The 19,599-nt window shown below is 71.6% G+C and carries 20 protein-coding genes; 9 read left to right on the top strand and 11 right to left on the bottom strand.

The window, feature by feature from the left end:
* Positions 1-21: 21 nt before the first annotated feature.
* Positions 22-771, bottom strand: a complete 750-nt coding sequence (locus ACZ6QQ_RS05135; RefSeq protein ID WP_465874471.1) for a sugar isomerase domain-containing protein — start codon at positions 769-771, stop codon at positions 22-24.
* Between the two features lie 40 nt (positions 772-811).
* Complete coding sequence (locus tag ACZ6QQ_RS05130) at positions 812-1,777, bottom strand: MurR/RpiR family transcriptional regulator (protein ID WP_465874470.1); 966 nt, start codon at positions 1,775-1,777, stop codon at positions 812-814.
* 1,109 nt (positions 1,778-2,886) lie between these two features.
* On the opposite strand from ACZ6QQ_RS05130, the gene ACZ6QQ_RS05125 reads away from it, so the two are divergent.
* Complete coding sequence (locus ACZ6QQ_RS05125; protein WP_465874469.1) at positions 2,887-4,356, top strand: acyltransferase family protein; 1,470 nt, start codon at positions 2,887-2,889, stop codon at positions 4,354-4,356.
* A 211-nt stretch (positions 4,357-4,567) separates the two neighbouring features.
* On the opposite strand, the gene ACZ6QQ_RS05120 is transcribed toward ACZ6QQ_RS05125, so the two are convergent.
* The 3 genes from ACZ6QQ_RS05120 to ACZ6QQ_RS05110 all read right to left on the bottom strand — a co-directional run bounded on the left by ACZ6QQ_RS05120 (position 4,568) and on the right by ACZ6QQ_RS05110 (position 7,724).
* Complete coding sequence (locus ACZ6QQ_RS05120) at positions 4,568-5,863, bottom strand: aspartate aminotransferase family protein (RefSeq protein ID WP_465874467.1); 1,296 nt, start codon at positions 5,861-5,863, stop codon at positions 4,568-4,570.
* 214 nt (positions 5,864-6,077) lie between these two features.
* Positions 6,078-6,818, bottom strand: a complete 741-nt coding sequence (locus ACZ6QQ_RS05115) for a hypothetical protein (protein WP_465874465.1) — start codon at positions 6,816-6,818, stop codon at positions 6,078-6,080.
* Positions 6,819-6,851: 33 nt separating this feature from the next.
* On the bottom strand, positions 6,852-7,724 hold the full coding sequence (locus tag ACZ6QQ_RS05110; protein ID WP_465874464.1) for a hypothetical protein: 873 nt from the start codon (positions 7,722-7,724) through the stop codon (positions 6,852-6,854).
* A gap of 140 nt (positions 7,725-7,864) precedes the next feature.
* On the opposite strand from ACZ6QQ_RS05110, the gene ACZ6QQ_RS05105 reads away from it, so the two are divergent.
* Entirely contained in the window at positions 7,865-9,217 is a 1,353-nt protein-coding gene (locus tag ACZ6QQ_RS05105; RefSeq protein ID WP_465874462.1) for a MurL-like N-terminal domain-containing, read from the top strand.
* A gap of 26 nt (positions 9,218-9,243) precedes the next feature.
* On the opposite strand, the gene ACZ6QQ_RS05100 is transcribed toward ACZ6QQ_RS05105, so the two are convergent.
* Positions 9,244-10,929, bottom strand: coding sequence for a PucR family transcriptional regulator (locus ACZ6QQ_RS05100; protein WP_465874460.1), 1,686 nt, complete (start codon positions 10,927-10,929; stop codon positions 9,244-9,246).
* A 91-nt stretch (positions 10,930-11,020) separates the two neighbouring features.
* Positions 11,021-11,317 (bottom strand): hypothetical protein, encoded by a 297-nt coding sequence (locus tag ACZ6QQ_RS05095; protein WP_465874459.1) that lies wholly within the window; start codon positions 11,315-11,317, stop codon positions 11,021-11,023.
* A 223-nt stretch (positions 11,318-11,540) separates the two neighbouring features.
* Between ACZ6QQ_RS05095 and ACZ6QQ_RS05090 the strand changes: the two genes are divergently transcribed.
* The 7 genes from ACZ6QQ_RS05090 (at position 11,541) to ACZ6QQ_RS05060 (ending at position 16,466) form a co-directional block, all read left to right on the top strand.
* Positions 11,541-12,344, top strand: a complete 804-nt coding sequence (locus tag ACZ6QQ_RS05090; RefSeq protein WP_465874457.1) for a helix-turn-helix domain-containing protein — start codon at positions 11,541-11,543, stop codon at positions 12,342-12,344.
* The gene (locus ACZ6QQ_RS05085; protein ID WP_465874455.1) at positions 12,335-12,529 is read left to right on the top strand and encodes a DUF397 domain-containing protein; all 195 of its coding nucleotides are present in this window, start codon (positions 12,335-12,337) and stop codon (positions 12,527-12,529) included. Before ACZ6QQ_RS05090 ends, ACZ6QQ_RS05085 begins: the two co-directional genes overlap by 10 nt.
* Positions 12,487-12,738: a Scr1 family TA system antitoxin-like transcriptional regulator gene (locus tag ACZ6QQ_RS05080; RefSeq protein WP_465874553.1), complete on the top strand. Its 252-nt coding sequence runs from the start codon at positions 12,487-12,489 to the stop codon at positions 12,736-12,738. Before ACZ6QQ_RS05085 ends, ACZ6QQ_RS05080 begins: the two co-directional genes overlap by 43 nt.
* Positions 12,729-12,923, top strand: a complete 195-nt coding sequence (locus tag ACZ6QQ_RS05075) for a DUF397 domain-containing protein (RefSeq protein ID WP_465874455.1) — start codon at positions 12,729-12,731, stop codon at positions 12,921-12,923. Before ACZ6QQ_RS05080 ends, ACZ6QQ_RS05075 begins: the two co-directional genes overlap by 10 nt.
* A gap of 413 nt (positions 12,924-13,336) precedes the next feature.
* Positions 13,337-13,927 carry a SigE family RNA polymerase sigma factor gene (locus ACZ6QQ_RS05070; protein WP_465874453.1) on the top strand — a complete coding sequence of 197 codons (591 nt, stop codon included), beginning with the start codon at positions 13,337-13,339 and terminating at the stop codon, positions 13,925-13,927.
* Positions 13,863-14,999 (top strand): hypothetical protein, encoded by a 1,137-nt coding sequence (locus tag ACZ6QQ_RS05065; protein ID WP_465874451.1) that lies wholly within the window; start codon positions 13,863-13,865, stop codon positions 14,997-14,999. Before ACZ6QQ_RS05070 ends, ACZ6QQ_RS05065 begins: the two co-directional genes overlap by 65 nt.
* 180 nt (positions 15,000-15,179) lie before the next feature.
* Positions 15,180-16,466: a lipopolysaccharide biosynthesis protein gene (locus ACZ6QQ_RS05060; RefSeq protein ID WP_465874449.1), complete on the top strand. Its 1,287-nt coding sequence runs from the start codon at positions 15,180-15,182 to the stop codon at positions 16,464-16,466.
* 61 nt (positions 16,467-16,527) lie between these two features.
* On the opposite strand, the gene ACZ6QQ_RS05055 is transcribed toward ACZ6QQ_RS05060, so the two are convergent.
* From ACZ6QQ_RS05055 to ACZ6QQ_RS05040, 4 genes are all read right to left on the bottom strand, one after another.
* Entirely contained in the window at positions 16,528-17,523 is a 996-nt protein-coding gene (locus tag ACZ6QQ_RS05055) for an ABC transporter permease subunit (RefSeq protein ID WP_465874448.1), read from the bottom strand.
* Positions 17,520-18,410, bottom strand: a complete 891-nt coding sequence (locus ACZ6QQ_RS05050; RefSeq protein ID WP_465874446.1) for an ABC transporter ATP-binding protein — start codon at positions 18,408-18,410, stop codon at positions 17,520-17,522. Before ACZ6QQ_RS05050 ends, ACZ6QQ_RS05055 begins: the two co-directional genes overlap by 4 nt.
* A complete protein-coding gene (locus ACZ6QQ_RS05045; RefSeq protein WP_465874444.1) occupies positions 18,407-18,793 on the bottom strand; it encodes a GntR family transcriptional regulator in 387 nt (128 codons plus the stop codon). Before ACZ6QQ_RS05045 ends, ACZ6QQ_RS05050 begins: the two co-directional genes overlap by 4 nt.
* A gap of 340 nt (positions 18,794-19,133) precedes the next feature.
* Positions 19,134-19,541, bottom strand: a complete 408-nt coding sequence (locus ACZ6QQ_RS05040) for an MmcQ/YjbR family DNA-binding protein (protein WP_465874442.1) — start codon at positions 19,539-19,541, stop codon at positions 19,134-19,136.
* Between the last annotated feature and the right edge of the window lie 58 nt (positions 19,542-19,599).

Genomic DNA, 19,599 nt, shown 5'->3' with positions numbered 1-19,599 from the left:
CGTCGCCACAAAATGTCAGGGTCAGGCGGTACGTCGGATACGTCCGGCATACCGCGACTCCAGGGCGGTGTTGTGCTCGTCCCCGCCGGGGACGTTCGCGGATCGGTAAATTGGGGGTACCTCTCCCACGACGTGGAACCGTCGTACGACCTCGGCGGTCAACAGCTGCGCCAGCAGCGCGGTGGTGACCGAGGAGACCGCACAGACCGCGCCGCCACCGTCCAGCGGCAGCAGTGCGTCACCGTACGGCGCGCCATTGTCCAGCACGACGTCGGCGATGTCGGCGAGCCGTTGACCGGATGGGTGCCGTGGGGCGACCCGTGCCGTGTGCTCGACCGAGGTGACCGCGATCAGGTCGTGACCGCGTTCTTTCACCAGCCTCGCCAGCTCGACGACCGAGCCGTTGATGCCGGACTGGGACGCCACCACGAACACGTCGCGCGGCTGGGGTGCCGCGAGCGCGTAGATCTGGTGGGCGATGGTGGGGTCGCGTTCGAGTTTGGGGTCGCCGAGTACGTCCGGCGACGCGTCGCCGTAGAGCACCAGGTCCCGCAGCGAGAGCTGGTTGGTCGGGACCAGCCCACCGGCGCGGGCGACCAGTTCGGCCGCGAACGCCTCGGAGTGGCCGGCGCCGAACGCCTGGAGCACGCCGTCGCCGCGCAGGCTGTCGGCGATCAGGTCGGCCGCCCGGCCCACCGGATCGACCTGCGTGTCCAGCAGCCGGTCGAGGACCGGGCGGACCGCGTCGGCGTACCCCTGCATGCTGATCATGTGTCCGCCCCGATCCGTAGCCGGGGGTGGCCGTGGCCGCTCATCCCCGTACCTCCTTCGCCGCCTTGTGCCCGCCGACGGCCCGCGCGGTCCGCTGGAACGCCGAGTGGGCTCGGTCGTGGGTCCGCTGGGCGACCGCGATGTAGAGCAGGTCGAGGACGACCAGCTGCGGGTGCCGCGCGGAGAGCGCGTCCGGCCGGAAGGTGGTGGCCTGGCTGGCGGTGAGCAGCACGATGTCGGCCAGCTCCGCCAGGGGCGAGCGGGGGAAGCTGGTCAGCGCGACGGTGGTGGCGCCGTGGCTGCCCGCCTCGGCCAGCATCTCGATCGTCTCCCGGGTCTCACCGGTGTGCGAGATGCCGAGGGCGACGTCGCCCTCGCGCAGCAGCGCCGCGCTGGCCAACCCCTCGTGTACGTCGTGCCAGGACCAGGCGGGTACGCCGATGCGGTGCAGGCTGAACTGCATCTCGGCGCCGACCAGGGCACTGCCGCTGGCACCGAAGATGTTCACCCGCGACGCGGCGGCGACCGCGTCGGCGGCCCGCTCGACCTCCCGCAGGTCGAGCAGGGTCGCGGTGTCGTGCATGGCCTGGGTGTCGGCGGCCATGATCTGGCCGAGCACCCGCTCCAGCGGGTCGCTCGGCTGGATCTCCCGGCCGATGTCGACCGTCCAGCCGGCCGAGCGCGCCCGCCCGGTTTCCGCGGCGATGCCCAGCCGCAGGTCGGCGTAGCCCTCGAAGCCCATCGCCCGGCAGAACCGGGTGACCGTGGCCGGCGAGGTGCCGCTGCGTTCGGCGAGTTCGACGATGGTGGCGCGGGCGGCGGCCTCCGGGTCGGCGAGCACCTGCTCGGCGACGCGTTGCAGGGCACCGGTGAACTCCGGCAGCCGGGAACGCACCCGGACCAGGACGCTGTCACTCGGGGAGAGTCCGGCGGCAAGTCGCCGGTCGAACGCCTCGGCATCGACCACCGCGGAACGCGCGGCGGTGTCCACCTCGTGATCGACCATGTGAACGCCTTCCGGAAGGAATGTTAACTGTTAGTGGTAAAATTTCTTACTAGCACCCCCTCCATGTCAAGACCGTGGGCGAAGTTTTCAAACCGTTACCTCGGCCATGATCGACACGGGCGGTCCGGTCCGTACCCGCCCGGACGGCGCCGACCAGCGGGAACAGCACCGACGAACAGCACCCGAGGGCCGACGTCGCCGGCCAGGAGCGCGCCGGACCGCCCTACGCTTCTCGGCGCACCCTGACCCGTTCGAGTTGCGCGGATGCCCGCTGATCGACGTGCACGGATCACCAACCGCCGCCGTCGATCTCGCCGGTTCGGTGGTGAGAACCGCGACGAGTAACGCGCGTCCTCGATAGTTGCGTCGACAGGTCGCCGACAAACTCGTCACCCTGATCGGCGAGAAGACCGAACGGTTACCGGACCACGAGGTGATTGCCGCCCTCGATGCCATTCGGGGGACATTCGACTCGCCCGGACCTCCGAGGCGACGGCGGTCACCAACGACCTCGACGCCCGACTGGTGGAACGGGCACCGCCCCCGAATAGCGCACAGGTGCTGGCACGAGCGGCATCGGACGAGGCCCCTACCGCCTCGTGCTGCGTGAATCGTGCGCGTACCTGATGGAAACGCTCACCACGGAGAGGCGCGGGCAGCGGTAAGACAGCCCCCGTGGAACGACCACCTGCCGTTTCTCATCCAGCTGCGCCGCTTCGCCGATCGTCCACTTCCGACCCCGGCCGAATTCCCCGTGCCATCGGCCCGCGCATCGCCGACGAGATGCCGGACGCGTGGGTCCACGAGCCGCTACGCGACGGCCGGGCATTGATCCTGGTCGACGGCATCAAAGAGTTGCAGGACGGCGCACCGCGTCGGGCCGCGCGCGAATGGCCGGAGCAACTGTCGTCGCATTCCCGGCCGCCCGGTGCGTCGCGACCTCTCGTCCGGCGGCCCTCGGCGAGAGCCGGTGGTCGGTGAGCGCGCATCCCTGTCGACCCTCGTCGAGACCGACCGTGCTCTCCCGGTGACCCGGCGGCGGTCGCCGGCCCGCCGGTTCACGCCAGCAAGCCCCGGTGAACCTGACGTAACGGTACTAGCCTGGCCATATGCGGCGGGGCCCGGTTCACGCGTGGCGCGGCCTGCATCGACTCGCCGCGAACACCCCCGTCGAACGGGAGCGCTACCTCGACCTGCTGCGCGCCCTGGCGATCGCCGCCGTGGTGATCGGCCATTGGCTGATCATCGTGATCTACTACGACCGGTCCGGGCGGCTCACCGGACGCTCGGCCCTGGTCGACCTCCCCGCCGGCCGGCCGGGCACCTGGCTGTTCCAGGTCATGCCGATCTTCTTCCTGGTCGGCGGGTACGCCAACGCCGCCTCGCTGAGCAGCCACCGGCGACGGGGCGGTCGGGCGGTCGACTGGCTGCTGGACCGGTGCGGCCGGCTGCTGCGGCCGACCACGGCACTGATCGTCGTACTGGCCGGCGCGGCACTGGTCGCGCAACTGGTCGGGGCGGAGGCCGATCAGGTACGCCCGGTGATCTGGTTCGCCACCATCCCGCTCTGGTTCCTGGCCGCGTACCTGGCCGTGGTGGCCCTGACCCCGATGACGTACGTGCTGCACCGACGCTTCGGGTTGGCCGTACCGCTGGTGCTGCTGGTGCTGGTGCTGGGCGGGGACCTGGCCCGGCTCGCCGGGCCGGAGTCGTACGCCAGCGCGAACTTCCTGTTCGGCTGGCTCGCCGTACACCAGCTCGGTTATGCCTGGCGGGACACCCGGACCGGGGCGGGACGGGGTGGGCGCGCTCTGGCCCGCACCCGCCTGCCGATGGGGTCCGGGGTCGGCGTCGGGCTGCTGGTCGGCGGCTTCGCCTCGCTGCTGGCGCTGACGCTCGCCGGGCCGTACCCGATCAGCATGGTCAATATCCCGGGCGAGCGGCTGCACAACATGTCCCCGCCGAGCCTCGCCCTGCTCGCCAACGCGACCTGGCAGCTCGGCCTCATCCTGCTGCTGCGTGCCCCGGCGGAACGCTGGCTGCGCCGGCCCCGGCCGTGGCTGGTGGTGGTGGCCGCGAACGCGGTGGTGCTGACGATCTTCCTCTGGCACATCACCGCCGCGGTGCTGCTGGTCGGGGCGCTGGACGCGCTGGACGCGCTGCCCACCCCCCGGGTGGGCAGCGGCGCCTGGTGGCTGTGGCGGCTGCCCTGGCTGGTCACGCTGACCGTGGTGCTGGCCCTGCTGGTGGCGCTCTTCAGCCCGATCGAGACCGGTGGCGGTCGCCGGTCCCGGTTCCTGCCCCTCGGCCCGTTCCGACGGCGCCCCGCCGCGACCCCGCCCCGAACCGGGTGGCCGTCGCAGCGGGTCGACGCCGCGCTGAGCCGGACGGTGCTCCGGTCCCTGCTCACCGGTGCCGGCCTGGCAGCCGTCGTCGCCGCCCTGCTGGACAACAGCCTGACCGCGAAGGACTCCCCGGAACCGCTCGGCCTGCCAACGGCGGCCCTGGTCAGTTACCTGGCCGGGTCCGCCGCCCTACGCTGGCTCAAATCCCACCCCCACCCCCCACCCCCCACCTGACCCTCCCTCCTCCCTCCCTCCCCCGCCCCCCTCGCCCCCCTCGCCCCCCTCGCCCCGTTGATCTAGGGCAAATACGTGCTTGTTGATCTCCGATCACCACCATTCGCCCTAGATCGACGGGGCGAGGGGGCGGGCGGGGCGGGGAGGGGGCGGGGGGCGGGGGGGGCGGGGGCGGGGGCGAGGGGCGGGGAGGGGAGGGGGTGGGTGGGACTCAGCGGGAGGCGGCGGTCGCGATCGCGGCGTGCAGGATCGCCAGGCCCTCCCGGGCCTCGGCCTCGGTGAGCGTCAACGGCGGACCCATCCGCAGCACGTTGCCGTACAGGCCACCCTTGCCGACCAGCAGGCCGCCCCGGCGGCACTCCTCCAAGACCCGTACGGCGTTGGCCGGGTCCGGCTCCCGGCTGCCCGGCCGGACGAACTCGACCGCGAGCATCAGCCCCTTGCCGCGTACCTCGCCGACGATGTCGTACCCTCGGGCCGCCTCGACCAGGCCCTCGCGCAGCACCGCGCCGACCCGCTCGGCGTTGCCCTGCAGGTCGTGGTCGAGCAGGTAGTCCAGCACCGCGTTGCCGGCGGCGGTGGAGATCGGGTTGCCGCCGAAGGTGGAGAAGCTGACCCCCTGGACCGCCTCCAGCACCGGCGCCCGCCCGACCACCCCGGCCAGGGCGAAACCGTTGCCGATGCCCTTGGCGAAGGTGAGCAGGTCGGGCACGACGTCGTGCGCCTGGTAGCCCCAGAAGTGTTCCCCGGTACGCCCCCAGCCGGTCTGCACCTCGTCGGAGATGAGCAGGATCCCGGACTCGTCGAGCACCTTCTTGTACGCGCCCAGCAACCCGTCCGGCAGGTGGACGAACCCGCCGACACCCTGGATCGGCTCGGCGATCAGGCAGGCCACGTCCCCGCTGGTCTGGGTGGCCAGCACCTCGCGCAGGTCGTCGACTGCCGCGTCGAGGCGCTCCTCCGGGGCCAGCCGGGCGAGCAGCCCGCGCATCCGGTCACCGGAGTGCAGCCAGCTCACCTGCAACGGGCTCAGCGAACTCGCCGACCAGCTCCGGTGACCGGTGATGCCCATCGTCGCGTACGACCGGCCGTGGTAGCTGTTGCGGATGGCGAGGATCTGGTGCGACCGGCGGAAGTTGGTGGCGACGAGCAGCGCCGCCTCGTTCGCCTCGGTACCGGAGTTGGTGAAGAACACCCGCGCGTCCGGGATGCCGGAGACCCGGGCGATCTTCTCGGCCAACTCGACCTGCTGGCGGATCAGGTAGAGGGTGGAGGTGTGCACCAGTCCGGTGCCGAGCTGGGCGGCGACCGCGTCGCGTACCTCGGCGACGTCGTAGCCGATCATGTTGGTGAGTACGCCGCCGAAGAAGTCCAGATAGCTGCGTCCGGCCGAGTCGGTGACCCGGCGGCCCGAGCCCGAGACCAACTCGATCGGCTCCTCGTAGTACAGCGGCATCCAGGACGGCAGCACGGCTCGGTGCCGCGCCAGCAGGTCGTCGGCGGTCATCGTCATCACCCTTCGCCCGTGGTACGCGGATGACTGCACGCTTTCATCGATCCGCCGTCTCCGGCAACTGCCACCCTGTAGCCGGTGCGGGACCCGGCACTGACACTCCGTCAGCCCGGCCGGCGCTCCGTCAGCCCGGCACTGACACTCCGTCAGCCCGGCCGGCACTCCGTCAGCCCGGCACTGACACTCCGTCAGCCCGGCCGGCACTCCGTCAGCCCTGCCGGGTCGCCGCCGGGGTCGACCGCGCCGCCGCCCACCAGCCCGGCAGGCGCAGCAGGAGCGCGGTGAGCGCGTAGCCGGCCCAGCCCCCGGCCAGCGCCAGCGGCCGCGGGCCCGCCGCCAGCCAGTGGTACCCGGTCAGGAACCCGACCAGGGCGAGGCTGTTGCCGACGAAGTGACGGCTGAACTCGGCCAGGTCACGCCGGCTCTCGATGGCGACCAGAACCCCGGAGTACGGAAAGGTGACCACCATCGCGCGCAGTTGCTCACCGAGCAGTACGGCCACGGTCGAGCCGGCGAGGATGACCGGCAGCCGCAGCAGTGCCGGCAGCGGGTGGCGCCGGGGTGCCGGTGGCAGCGGCCCGGCCCAGCGGCGCAGCAGCAGCATCACCACCAGCCACAGCCCGACGACCCCGGCCAGGACGGGTACGAACGGCAGCGGCGCGACCCGCAGCAGTGCGGCGCTCAGCCCGAGGTAGACGGCCAGCCCGAGCAGGTCGGCCGGAAGGATCGGCACCCGGAGCCGGTGGTGGCAGACGGTGACGGTGAGGAAGAAGAGGTTCAGGGCGACCACGCCGAGCAGTTGGCTGCCGTCCACCGCGAAGTCGCCCCCGGCCAGCGCGATCGTCATCGGCAGCGGCAGGCTGTAGACGAACGCGCGCCAGCGTACCGAGGGGATGAGGCTGACCAGCCAGACGACGGCGGCGACGAGCAGCACCGTGGTCCAGCTCATGACCGGCCCACCGGCGACCGTGGTGGGGGCATGTCAGTCGGTGAAGGTGGCGACCCGCGCACAGGTCTGGTAGGCGGTGCGCAGCCGGTCCAGGTCGTCGGCGTTGACGGAGAAGATGTTCTCGCCGATCTCGCCGTGCGGGGTCATCCGCCCCTCCCAGGCGTGCGTGCCGTCCCAGAGCGCCAGGTTCAGGTCCAGGCTGCGGTCCACCGAGCGCCAGGGCAGCAGCCCGACCCGTACGCCGGCCCGACGCTGTTCGTCGACGAGTTCGCGCAGTTCGTCGGTGAGCCGGTGGTAGCCGAAGATCCGGTTGATCCGGACCCCACGGGCGAGCGCCTCCAGGTTGAGGGTCCAGTAGTACCGCCCGATGTCGCTGCCCCACCAGTCCGGCTCGCCGCCGGCCCAGGGCGCCACGTTGGTCATCGCGTCGAGTTGACCGGTGCAGTCCCGGGTCGCCCCGAGAAGGTCCTGGTAGTCCGTACCCGGGCGGACGATCCGGCCGGCGCGCAACTGTTCGGTCTCGACCCGGAACCGGTCGAACCGCCGGCGGGCCTCGGCGGCGACCCGGGTGTCCGGGTAGCGGTCGACCGCCTCCCGGGTGCCGGTCACGATCGGGGCGAGCGCGTCGGTCAGCCAGGGCGCCCCGGTCGTCAGGGCGCGCAGTTCGAACCGGCGTTCGGCGCGGGCGATCGAGTCGACCAGCAACGAGATCGTGATGCCGAGCAGGGCGGCGAACAGCGACTCGACGCCGGAGGCCGCGCCGGTCAGGTCGAGCGCGACGGAGAGGGCCACCGACAGCCCGATGCCGGCGAGGGCGACCGGGTCGGTGTGTGCCACCAGCCGGTTCAGTCGCCGGGCCGACCGCCCGGTCCGACCCGCCCGCCGTGGTATCCGGTTTTCCGTCATCAACCACCACCCGGTACAAAAGCGCCGTTTGTCACTGCGGGGCCGAGGGTAGGAGGTGCGGACAACAGCGACCGGTCCGGCCGGTGGACGGATCGCCCGGCTACGATCCGCGGGCCCGTCGGGCGGGACTACTATGGCCTGTGCGCAACGGACAACTCAGGCAGATGACCGACTTTTCGTTCCCGTCGTACTCGGTCGACCTCGCCACCGGTACCGCATCGTTCGACTACGTCCTGTCCGGCCCGGACGGCGAGCAGCGGTTCACCGAGGTGATCACGTTCCCGCTGCCGGCGATCACGCCGACGGCCGCCACCGAGGCCACCTTCCGCCGGGTGCTGGAGCTGCTGCACCTGGTCGCCGGGGTGAGTTACTACAAGGCCGCGGCGCCGCCCCGGCTGCTGGCGCCGGCGCCGCTGGGCGAGGCCGCCGTCGCGCTGGTCACCGCCGTCTACACCCAGGGCCTCGCGGAGTACGCCTACCGCAACGACCTGCCGTACGTGCTGGAACTGGTGCCGGAGGTGCCGGCCGGGCGGGTGCCGCAGCCGGTTCCGCTGGACAACTCCGCCGGTCGCCCGCTCTGTGCGGTCGGCGGCGGCAAGGACTCGATCGTGAGCCTGGAGGCGCTGCGCCGGGCCGGCTTCGATCCGGTTCCGTTCTCGGTCAACCCGAACCCGGTGATCGACTCGGTGAACCGGGCGTCCGGGCTCACCGCGCTCGCCGCCCGCCGCCGGATCGACCCGGTGCTGTTCGAACTCAACGCGGACGGGGCCCGCAACGGGCACATCCCGGTGACCGCGATCAACTCGCTGATCGCGGTCGCCACCGCCGTCCTGCACGGGCTCGGGCCGGTGGTGATGTCCAACGAGCGATCGGCCTCCGACCCGAACCTGGTCTGGAACGGTCACGAGATCAACCACCAGTGGTCCAAGGGCGTCGAGGCCGAGGGACTGCTCCGGGCCGCCCTGGCCGGTCACGCCGGTCTGACCGAGCCGTACTTCTCGCTGCTGCGCCCGCTGTCGGAACTGCACATCGCCCGGCTGTTCGCCCAGTTCGACCGGTACGACCACGTGGTGACCAGCTGCAACAAGGCGTTCCGGCTGCACGACCCGACCGCGCGCTGGTGCGGCGACTGCCCCAAGTGCCGGTTCGTCTTCCTCGCCCTGGCGCCGAACATGTCCCGCGAGCGGCTGGTCGGAATCTTCGGGGTGGACCTGCTCGCCGATCGTTTGCAGGTGCCGGGTTACCTGGAACTGCTCGGCATCGACGCGCACAAGCCGTTCGAGTGTGTCGGTGAGGTCGAGGAGTCGGTGGTCGCGCTCGGGCTGATCGCCGAGCAGGAGCAGTGGCGGGACGCGGAGGTCGTACGGGCCCTGGTCGCGGTGGTGCCGTCAGCGGCCTGGGCGACGGCGGCGGCATCGGACGTGTTCACCCCCGGCGGTCCGCACTTCGTCCCCCCGGCGTACGCGAAGGCCCGCGCCGCCCTGGACGACTGACGGCGGGCCGGCCGGGCCGGTGCCGGTCAGGTGTCGCGGACCGCGTCCAGGGCGAGCAGGGCGACGTGCAGCGACAGGCAGTCGTCCACCGCGTCGAGGTCGACGGCGAGAATCCGGGCGATCCGGGCCAGCCGCTCGTAGAATGCCGGCCTCGACAGGTGCGCGGCGGTCGCCGCCGCCGACTTGTTCCGCCCGTGGTCCAGGTACGCCCGCAGCGTGCCGAGCAGCCGTTCCCTCGGGTGCTCGGCATCGTGGGCCAGCAGCGGGCCGAGTTCGCGTTCGACGAAGGTCTGCAACCGGGGCTCGTCCCGCAGCAGGTGCAACAGGCCGGCGAGCCCCACGTGCGGCAACCGGAACACGGCCAGGTCGTGCCGACCGCGACGGGCCGCGTCGGCGACCTGGCGGGCCTCGACCAGCGACCGGCGCGCCTCCCGGAGCGAGTCGACACCCGAGCCGGCCGCCACGATCACCGCGTCCGGGGCGGTACCGCCGGGACCGGGCGGGGCGGCGTCCCGGCGTACCCGGTGCAACGCGGCGGCGAACGCGGCCAGTGACCGGTCCTCGGCCGCCGGGTCGCGCAGTGCGAGCAGCGCGCCCACGGCCTGGTCGTCCAGGGCGCTGGCCAGCCCGGTCAGCTCGGCCTCGCGCAGCGCCTGGCCGACCGCGTCGGCCAGGTCGCGCAGTCGGGCCTGGGCCATCGGTGTGCCGGCCTCGTCGGCCCGGTGCCGGACCACCACCCCGACCAGGTGTCGGCGGTCGAGGATCACGCCGAGGGCCCGCGCCCGCAGCGCCACCTCGTCCACCGGTCGGCCGTGGTCGAGCAGGGCGGTGAGCAGGTTACGGTGGATCTGCCGCTCCAGGCCCTCGGCGTCGCGCCGGATCAGCCGGCCCAGCGCCAGCGTCGAGGCGGCCCGTTCGATCAGGATCGTCAACCGGGTCGGCGGGGTGACCGCCGCCGTGCCGGGGATCGCGCTGCCCGGAGCCGGTTCGGCACCGGGCCAGCGCAGCAGCAGCCGCCCCCAGTCCTGCCCGCGGGCGCCCACCATGGTCACCAGCCAGCCGGCGTCCGGGTCGTACGCGGTCCGGCCGGCCGGCTGGATCCGCCGCGACTGCTGCTCCCAGCTCCCGAGCAGCAACTCGGCCCGCTCCCCCAGCGTGTCGTAGGCCAGCACCTGCCGGGACAGGTTCTCCAGCACCACCGGGCAGCCGGCGAGCCGGGCCGCCTGGTGGACCACCTCGGCCGGCTCGGCCCCCTCCACGGACAGGTCGGTGAACCGCTGGTGGATCTCCTCGGTGGCGCGCAGCTCGGTGAGCTGGGCGTCCACGATCAGGGCGTGCACCGCCTCGGTGATCCGGACGAACGGCGTGACTCTGCGTAGTTCCACCAGTGGCAACCCGTGCCGTTCCGCCGCCGCGATCATGACCCTGGGTACGTTGCTCGGGTACCGCCGGCCCAGCTCCACCAGCAGCCCGGAGACCCCGACGTCGGCCAGTTCGCCGATGAACGCGCGCAGGCCGGCGTCGTCGGCGGGCAGGCCGATCCCGGTGGTGAGCACCAACTCACCACCGTTGAGCAGGGTGGCGATGTCCGGCACCTCGGCGGCGTGCACCCAGCGGACGAGCCGGTCCAGACCGTCCTGCCCGGCCACCAGCCGGGGTCCGCCGTGTCGCACCGGGTCGAGGGCGAGCACCTCACGGACGGTAGGGAACACGCTGGTCACCGTACCGTCCGGGGGTTCGGGGGAACCACACCACGCCACGCCACCGAACCTGATCGACGTCGGGCTGGTGCTCGACGATCGGTCAGCGCTCTGCCGATCCGTCCCGGTCCCCCGTCGCGGAGCCGTGGAAGGTGGCGGCGTCCAGGCTGAGCCAGTCGCCGTCGTCCCGCTCGTCCGCCCAGGTGGGCGCCCACTCGATCCGGAACCCGTGCCGGAGCTGCACGGCCACCGCGTACGCGATCTCGGGAATGTCCGCGAGTTCGATCCGCTCGGCGCGCAGGGCGAGTTGCGCGTGCAGTTCGTTTGCGATCGCGTTTCGAAGGCGGGCGACGTCCGGCGGGATCTCGTCGCTCATGTCGGTGACCGGCTCGGTATTCACGTTCACCACGGTCGACCGACTGCCACCACTCGTCAATCCGCCGTTACATATCCCACAGCACCTTGCCCCCCAACTCCCCGCCATTCCACTAGTGACAGTCAACCACCGCTCCGCTTATGCTCTCCCCCAAGCAAACCCCTGCCCACCAGGGAGTTTCTGCTGCGAGCCGGTGTTTGTCCGAGGGTTGTCCGATCGTTGTCCGCAGATTGTCCGGAGGTTGTCCGTGATCCACTCGCCCATTCTCGAACTGTTCGCCGAGGAACTGAGGATCCTACGCATCGAAGCCGAGATGTCGCAGGCGGAACTCGCCGCCGCAATCACCTATTCGACGGCCCTCGTCGGGAAGATCGAGAACTGCGATCGGCGCCCCAGCTTCGACTTCGCCAGCCGCTGCGACAAGGTGCTGAACACCGGCGGGGTCCTGAGCCGCATTCAGCGCAAGCTCGGCCGGGACACGCTCGTAGCCTGGTTCCGCGAGTGGGCCGAGATCGAACGGGAAGCCGAAGCGCTGCGCTGGTTTGAGCCGCTGTTCGTGCCGGGCCTGCTCCAGACCGAGGCATACGCCCGCAGCGTCCTGTCCGGCAGCGGACTGCTCCGGGCTGACGCGCTGGAGCAGCAGGTCGTCGGCCGGATGGAACGCCAGGAACTGCTCACCCTCGGCCAGTCGCCGCTGCTCACGGTGGTGATGGACGAGTCGGTCCTGCGCCGCCCGGTGGGCAGCCCGGAGGTGATGCGCGAGCAACTGCGGCACCTGACCAAGGTCGGTGACTCACTGCCCAGGGTGCGGATCCACGTCGTGCCCGGATCGGCCGGCGCCTACGCCGGCCTCAACGGTCCGTTCGTGATGGCCACACCGCCGACCGGCGAGGACATCGTCTACATTGAGGGACAGCTCAACGGACAGACGTACGATCGCGCCGAGGACGTCAAGCGGACAGTCCAGGTGTGGGAGTCGATCCGAGGAGAGGCACTGCCGCACCAGCAGTCGCTGGAGTTGATCTCGGAGGTGGCGGAGACATGGACCTGACCGGTGCCCGGTGGCGCAAGAGCACCCGCAGCAACGGCAACGGCGGCGCATGTGTCGAGGTCGCCGACAACCTGCCGCACGCCATCGGCGTACGCGACAGCAAGGACCGGCAGGGCCCGGCCCTCGCCTTCACCCCCACCGCCTGGCGCGCCTTCCTCGACACCGTTACCCGCACCCGCCACTGATCCGGCGAGCGCCGACAAACCACCCGGCGCACACGCCGCTGACCGGCGAGGACATCGTCTACATTGAGGGACAGCTCAACGGACAGACGTACGACCGCGCCGAGGACGTCAAGCGGACAGTCCAGGTGTGGGAGTCGATCCGAGGAGAGGCACTGCCGCACCAGCAGTCGCTGGAGTTGATCTCGGAGGTGGCGGAGACATGGACCTGACCGGTGCCCGGTGGCGCAAGAGCACCCGCAGCAACGGCAACGGCGGCGCATGTGTCGAGGTCGCCGACAACCTGCCGCACGCCATCGGCGTACGCGACAGCAAGGACCGGCAGGGCCCGGCCCTCGCCTTCACCCCCACCGCCTGGCGCGCCTTCCTCGACACCGTCACCCGCACCCGCCACTGATCCGGCGAGCGCCGACAAACCACCCGGCGTACGGGCGATCCTCACCGCCCGGCCCGGCTCGTCCGCGCCCACATCCTCGCCGCTGACAACGGCCGCGTAGGTCCGGCCACCCTGAAGGCCCGGCCGTGAAGATCCGGCCGTGAAGGCCGTGGTGTGCCGTTGCCGCCTCCAGGCTGCTCAGCCAGGAGATCGATCAGCCAGGAGATCGACGCCGACAATCCGCCCGGTCGACGTCCGACACCGCCCAGACCGGCGCGGCTCTCGATCATGGGCTCGTCGTGGGCCGTTCGGGGCGGGTGGCGTACCGGGCCGAGTGGCGAACGCGACACGGGGCGCGTCGAAAAAATTCTCGCCGGGCGTGCATCGTTCGACGGGTGGGCGAACGTTCTACCCGCGTCGGAGGGAGCGGCCGGTTGAAACAGGACGATGAGGACGCATTCCGGGAATTTGTCGCGTCGCGCATGCCGGCGTTGCGCCGGCTGGCGTACGTGACCTGCGGGGACTGGCACGCGGCAGAGGACGCGGTGGCCAACGCCCTGGCGAAGCTGTACCCCCGGTGGGGACGCCTGGAACGGCCGGACCTGTACGCGCAGACGATGGTGTTCCGGGCGGCGATCGACGAGACCCGCCGACCGTGGTGGCGCCGGGAACGGTCGGCCGGCGACCGAATGCCCGATATCGCCCAGTCCGACCCCAGTGGTGCCACCGACGAACGCCTGCGGGTACGCGCGGCACTACAGGCCGTACCAACTCGGCAACGAGCGGTGCTGGTCCTGCGGTACTACCTCGGCATGTCGGCCGAGGAAGCCGCGGATGTGCTCGGCGTACGCGCCGCAACGGTCAGGAGCCAGACAAGCAGAGGTCTGGTCAATCTCCGGGCGGCGCTGGCCGCCGGAGGCGTGGTCTTTGATGAACCGTCGGAACTTGGAGCGTGGACCGATGCGAATGAACAACCTGGTGGACCTGGTGACCTCCGAGCCACCACCGCTGCGCTACACCGTTGACGAGATCGTCGAGTCGGGGCGGCGGGGCCAGCGCCGCCGCCGGCTCGGCTGGGCGGCGTCCGGCGCGACGGCGACGGCGGTGCTCGGCGTCGTGGCCGCCGTGACGATACCGTCGCTCTCGGGAACGGCGTCGGTGCAGACCGCCAGCCCGAACGTGGCCGGGCAGGCCAGCGTAGCGGCACAGCCCGTTGCGGTGGACGCGCCGCCGTTCACGTTCACCTTCGGCGCCTACCAGGTCGGCAAGCTGCGGGTGGCGCAGCCGATCGTCGTGTCGACCGCGTACCAGATCGCCTCGGTGTACGCGGACGGCCTGACCACCAACGACCGGGCGTACGACCCGAACCAGGAGCCGCCGGACCCCTCGCCGTCCCTGTACGCCTACCTCACCGTCTACCGGCCCGGCGCCTACGACCCGACGAAGCTGGCCGGTGCGGGGCAGGTGACCATCGCCGGTCGGCCCGGACTGGAACTCGACGGCTCGGGGTCGGGTCGGACGGCGGGGACCCGGACCCTCGCCTGGCAGTACGACACGAACGCCTGGGCGGTGATCGACGCCAACTCCTCCGAGGCCGACTACCCGTCCGCGCAGGACCTGCGCCAGCTCGCCGCCGGGTTGCGGGGCAGCACGCCGACGGCGGCGAAGATCCCGATCAAGATGGGGTACGTGCCGTCCGGGTACCACCTCGACGAGGTCGGGATGCATGCGACGACCGGGCTGAACGGGATCGCCGCCGCCCGCGACGGTAACTACGCGGGTCTGCTGTTCAGCGACCCCGCCCAGCCGACGACCGGCCTCACCCAGCCGTACGGCGGTGTCGACGGTGCCGACCCGCCCGGAAGCTTCCTCGTCTTCGTGGTCCCCGCCGCGAACTCCAACCAGCAGCCCTCGCCCGCGATCACCTGCCTGAACGGCTTCTGCAACCGGTGGGCCGACAACGGCACGGTGAACCTGCAGGTCGCCAGCGGCGGCCGGCTGTCGAACAGCGAGATGACGAAGATCCTCACCGGCATCACGCTCGGGAACGTACGGGACGACAGCACCTGGACCGAGGTCGGTGCCGCGATCTCCTGACGGCGCCGGTATCGGTACCGACGCTGAACGTGTGCCCGGCACCGACCCTCGGCGACGGTCACCCACCGACCGTGGGTGGCCGTCGCCGGGTCGGCCGCCGTCCCGTGGCGCGGCCGCCGGTGTCCACGGCCGCCCGTGTCCGCAGCAGCCAGGCGATCGGCGCTGCGTAGAGTACGGACCGTGCGAACCACGGCCGGCGTGCCGGTAGGCGACGCCGACGCCGTTCGCCCCACGGCGGCGGAGCCCGGCTACCGGGCGCTCGCCAGGAACTCCGCGATCGCGGCCGGGGCGGTCGTCGCCAACGGGATACTGAGCGCGGCGGTCCTGGCACTGTGCGCGGCGTTCGGGCAGACCGACGAGATCGCGGCCTACACGGTGGCGACGTCGGCGCTGTCGTTCGTCCTCATCCTGGTCAGCGGCGGCTCGGCCCTGCTCTACCTCAACGGCACCGAGGAGCAGCGCACCCTCGTACGCAGCCAGTGGACGTTGGTGGTGGTCCCCGTCCTGCTGCTCGGCGTGCTGGTCGTGGGCGAGTTCTACGCCCGCCGTGGCTACAGTGCGACCGCGCTGGCGGCGGCCGGTGTGGTGACGCTCGGCAACGGCCTGGCCCAGTTGCAGATCGCCGACTTCAGCCGGCGGATGCGGTTCCTCGCCAGCGCCGTGCTGATGTGCGGCAGCAAGACGGCGTCGCTGGTGCTGGTCCTGCTCGGGGTCCCGCTCACCGTCGCACTCGCCACCGCCGGGCTGACCCAGCTCGTCGTCGGCGAACTCGTCCTGCGCCGGGACCGCTCGCTGCGACGCGGAAGCTTCCGGGAGCTCTCGTTCCGGCGCGCCCTGGACGGCTACCGCTCCAGCCGGCACCTGTTCGGCTTCGCCCTCGGCGACCTGTACGTGACGCGGTTCGGCACCGTCGTGCTGTCGCTGGTCGTGACGCCCGCCGTGATGGGCAGCTTCGGGGCTCTCGTGACCGCGTACCAGGCCATCGGCGGCGTGGTGCAGTCGGCGCTCCAGGTGCCGATGGTCGCTCGGGCGCGCAGCCGGTTGGGGCTGGACCAGGCGAGACACCCGGCGCACTTCTCGGTGACGGTCGCCCTGCTCTGCGCGGTTCCCATGGCGGCAGGCGTCGCCTGGCTGGCGCCCTGGCTCACCGGCACGGTGCTCTCCCTACCGCACCGGGAGGCCGCCGGCTGGCTGGCACTGTTCATGCTGGCCCTGCCGTTCATGGCGGTCAGCCGGGCGCTGATGTTCAACTGGATCGGCGACGGTCACTACGGCCGGGCGACGAAGGCCATGGGTGTGCTCGCGACGCTGCTGACCGTCGCCGTCGCGCTCGGCGTACCCCGGTTCGGCCCGCTCGGCGCGGCCGCCGCCACCGCCGTGGCCGAGGTGTCCGCCCTCGCCGTGATCCTGCTGTTGGCACGCCGCCTCGCGGGCCCGCGCCAGCCAGTCGCCGCCACGATCACCTAGTCGGTTGCGGTCGCGCAACCGGCACCATGGTCGCCACGGACAGCGCGACCCGACGCCTCGGTCAGGAGAGCCGTCGACGCAGCCACCAGAAGCTGACGGCCGCCAGCGCCACGGCGAGGGCCACGAAGACGGCGGTCTCGGTCAGCTGTAGCGTCCAATATTGGCTGTTGGGGTGGTAGACGACGTCCTGGCGCAGACCGAGCGTGCCGACCCAGTCGGCGCACGAGCCGGTCGGCTTGTCGGGGCCGCACCGGGTCGGGTCGGACGGACCGGTGAAGACCTGGCCGCTCGCGGTGATCGGGCGGTTGGTGATCGTCCAGGCGTTGGTCACGTCGTTCGGCTCGATCATCATGTTCCGACTCTGGTCGATCATCAGCGCGTCCAGGTTGTCCATGTCCAGTGGCGGCGTCTCGTGCCGGGCCGGCGCCAGGTGCGTACGCAGCCACAGCGGCATCGCGGCCACCGCGGCGGTGTAGACCGCCAGGGTGCCGGCCATCGCCGGGACCGTGCGGCGGACCAGCATGCCGACGGTGACGCCGAGGGTGAAGGCGAACAGCGCGTACCCGATCGGCACGGTTCCTCGGGCGCCGAAGACCAGCGGCGTGATCCGGTCCGCCGCAGCGCTGTCGACCCGGCTCGCCCAGGCGGTGACCGCCCAGCTCAACAGGCCGGTCGTGACCGCGGTGGCGGCACCGACCAGGCCGAGCTTGGCGGCCAGCCAGCGGGACCGGGTGACCGACTGGTTCCAGGCCAGCCGGTGGGTGCCGGCCTCGATCTCGCGGGCGACCAGCGGCGCGCCCCAGAAGATGCCGATCAGCGGCGGTGCCGCGTACATGATCGCCAGGGTGAGGTAGTAGACCGTGCCACCGGCGCTGTCGTGGAACCGGGTGAGGAACGCCTCGACGGCGTTGCCGCAGTCGCCCTGGCAGGCGGCGACGCCCGCGTACAGGTCGGTGATGGTGTTGCCGCTGACCAGCAGCACGGCGGCGAGGACGGCCAGGGCGACCGCCGCGACAGCGGCCGGGGTGCGGAACTGTCGCCAGGTGAACCAGATCATCGGGCGGTCTCCAACTCGGGCCGGTGCGCCTCGACGGAGCGCGACAGATAGGCCAGGACCAGGTCTTCGAGGGTGAGCTGTTCGACGGTCAGCGCGGGGTCCTCGATCGGCACGACGCTGCGCACGATGAACGTGGACTGCCGCTCGGTGAAACTGTGTTCGATCATCTCGGCCCCGGCGGGCAGGTCGGCGGCCTCCCGGCGGGCGCCGGTCAGCCGGTAGTGGCTGCCCATCAGCTCCTCGATGTCTCCGGCGACGCGGACCCGGGACGCGGTCAGCACGATCAGGTAGTCGCAGACCCGCTCCAGGTCGGAGACCAGGTGAGAGGAGAGGATCACGCTGCTTCGGTGCTCGGCCGTGTACGCCATCAGGCCGCGCAGGAACTCCCGCCGGGCGATCGGGTCGAGGCTGGCCACCGGCTCGTCCAGGATCAGCAACTCGGGCCGCTTTGCCACGGCCATGGTCAGCGCCAACTGGGCGCGTTGGCCGCCGGAGAGCCGGCCCGCCTTCTGCGCCGGGTCCAGGCCGAGGTGGGCGATCCGCTCGTCCGCCAGCGCCTGGTCCCACCGTGGGTTGGTGCGGGCACCGAAGCGCAGGTGGTCGGCGATGGAGAGGCCGGCGTAGGTGGGCGCGTCCTGCGCCACGAAGCCGACCCTGGCCAGCTGACCCGGTCCGTCGCCGGGGCGGCCGCCGAGCACGGTGATCCGACCGGCGGTGGGTGTCAGCATGCCCACCGCGAGTTGGAGCAGGGTGGTCTTGCCGGCTCCGTTCGGGCCGACCAGCCCGACGACCCGGCCGGGCGGCACGTCGACGGTGCAGTCGGCCAACGCCACCCGACGCCCGTACCGCTTGGTCAGGCCGTCGGCCTGCAACACCGGGGCGGTCATGCGGACTCCTGTAACTGGGTGCGGAAGGTGGTCACGAACAGTGCCTCGATGCTCTCCGCGTCGAGCCCGGCCGTCTGCGCCCGGCGCAGCCACGCCCGCAGTTCCTCGCGCAGCGGCTCGACCGCGGCGGCCTCGTCGTTGAGCGTGCGGGCCACGAAGGTGCCGACACCGGGGCGGGCGGTTACGAGGCCCTCGTACTCAAGCTCCCGGTAGGCCTTGAGCACCGTGTTCGGGTTGATCGCGACGGAGGCGACCACGTCCTTGATCGTCGGGAGCCGGTCACCCTCACGCAGCAGTCCGAGACGCAGGGCTTGGCGCACCTGCTGGATCAGCTGCATGTAGGGCGCGACGCCGGAGCGACCGTCCAGATGAAACTCGATCATGGCTCTCATTCCTCTAGTCTCATAGGACTATAGAACGCAGTGGGCGGGCGGCGTCAAGGATCGCGGTACCGGATTAGCGCCGTGTCCCGGACCGGATCCGGGTCCCGAAGGTGCCGACTTCCGTCAGGCGGCGCCGCGGCCTGCGGATCGTCGGGTGTCATCCACGCACGTCGGTCAGCGCGGGCCCGTCAGCGCGGGAGACACGGGCGCGGAGCGCGGGTGCCCTGAGGTACGGCGTCCGCGCGGCTGGTCGAGTTCGACCGGGGTACGGGCGGTACGTGCAGCGGACGGAGGCAGAGCCGCCCGGATCCGCGAGGAGGGGACGGGGTCAGAACCCGTGCTACCGATCGGCTCCGGCCAGGTCCGGGCTCGACGATCCGGTGCCGTCGTCGAGTTCGCCGACGAGCGAGTCCGGGGCGCGCATGCGCCACGCGTCGGTGACAAGCTCCTTCAGGCGATCCACGTCCACCCGCTCCAGCCGCAGCATGACCAGGGGCAGTCCGTCGTACGCGGGCGTGGTGAAGAAGATCTCGGGCTCGCCCAGGAGCAACGCCTGCTTCTCCGCCTCGTCGCCGACGTAGAGCACCGCGACATCGGTGCGGATGACCCGTGGCCGACCGGGTAGGCGCTCGGGGTAGGACCAGACGAAGCCCTTGTCGGCGACCCGGAAGTCGAAGCCGTCACTGTCGATCTCGACCACCTGCGGCAGTGCCAGCGCCAGCTGACGGACGTCGGCGGCGTCAGCCATCGAGGTCGCTCCGGGACACAGCCTCCTGCATGGGCACAGGCTAACCGCAGCACCGAAC

The sequence above is a fragment of the Micromonospora sp. NPDC049529 genome (assembly GCF_055586685.1).
This window is presented reverse-complemented; position numbering and strand designations above follow the sequence as displayed.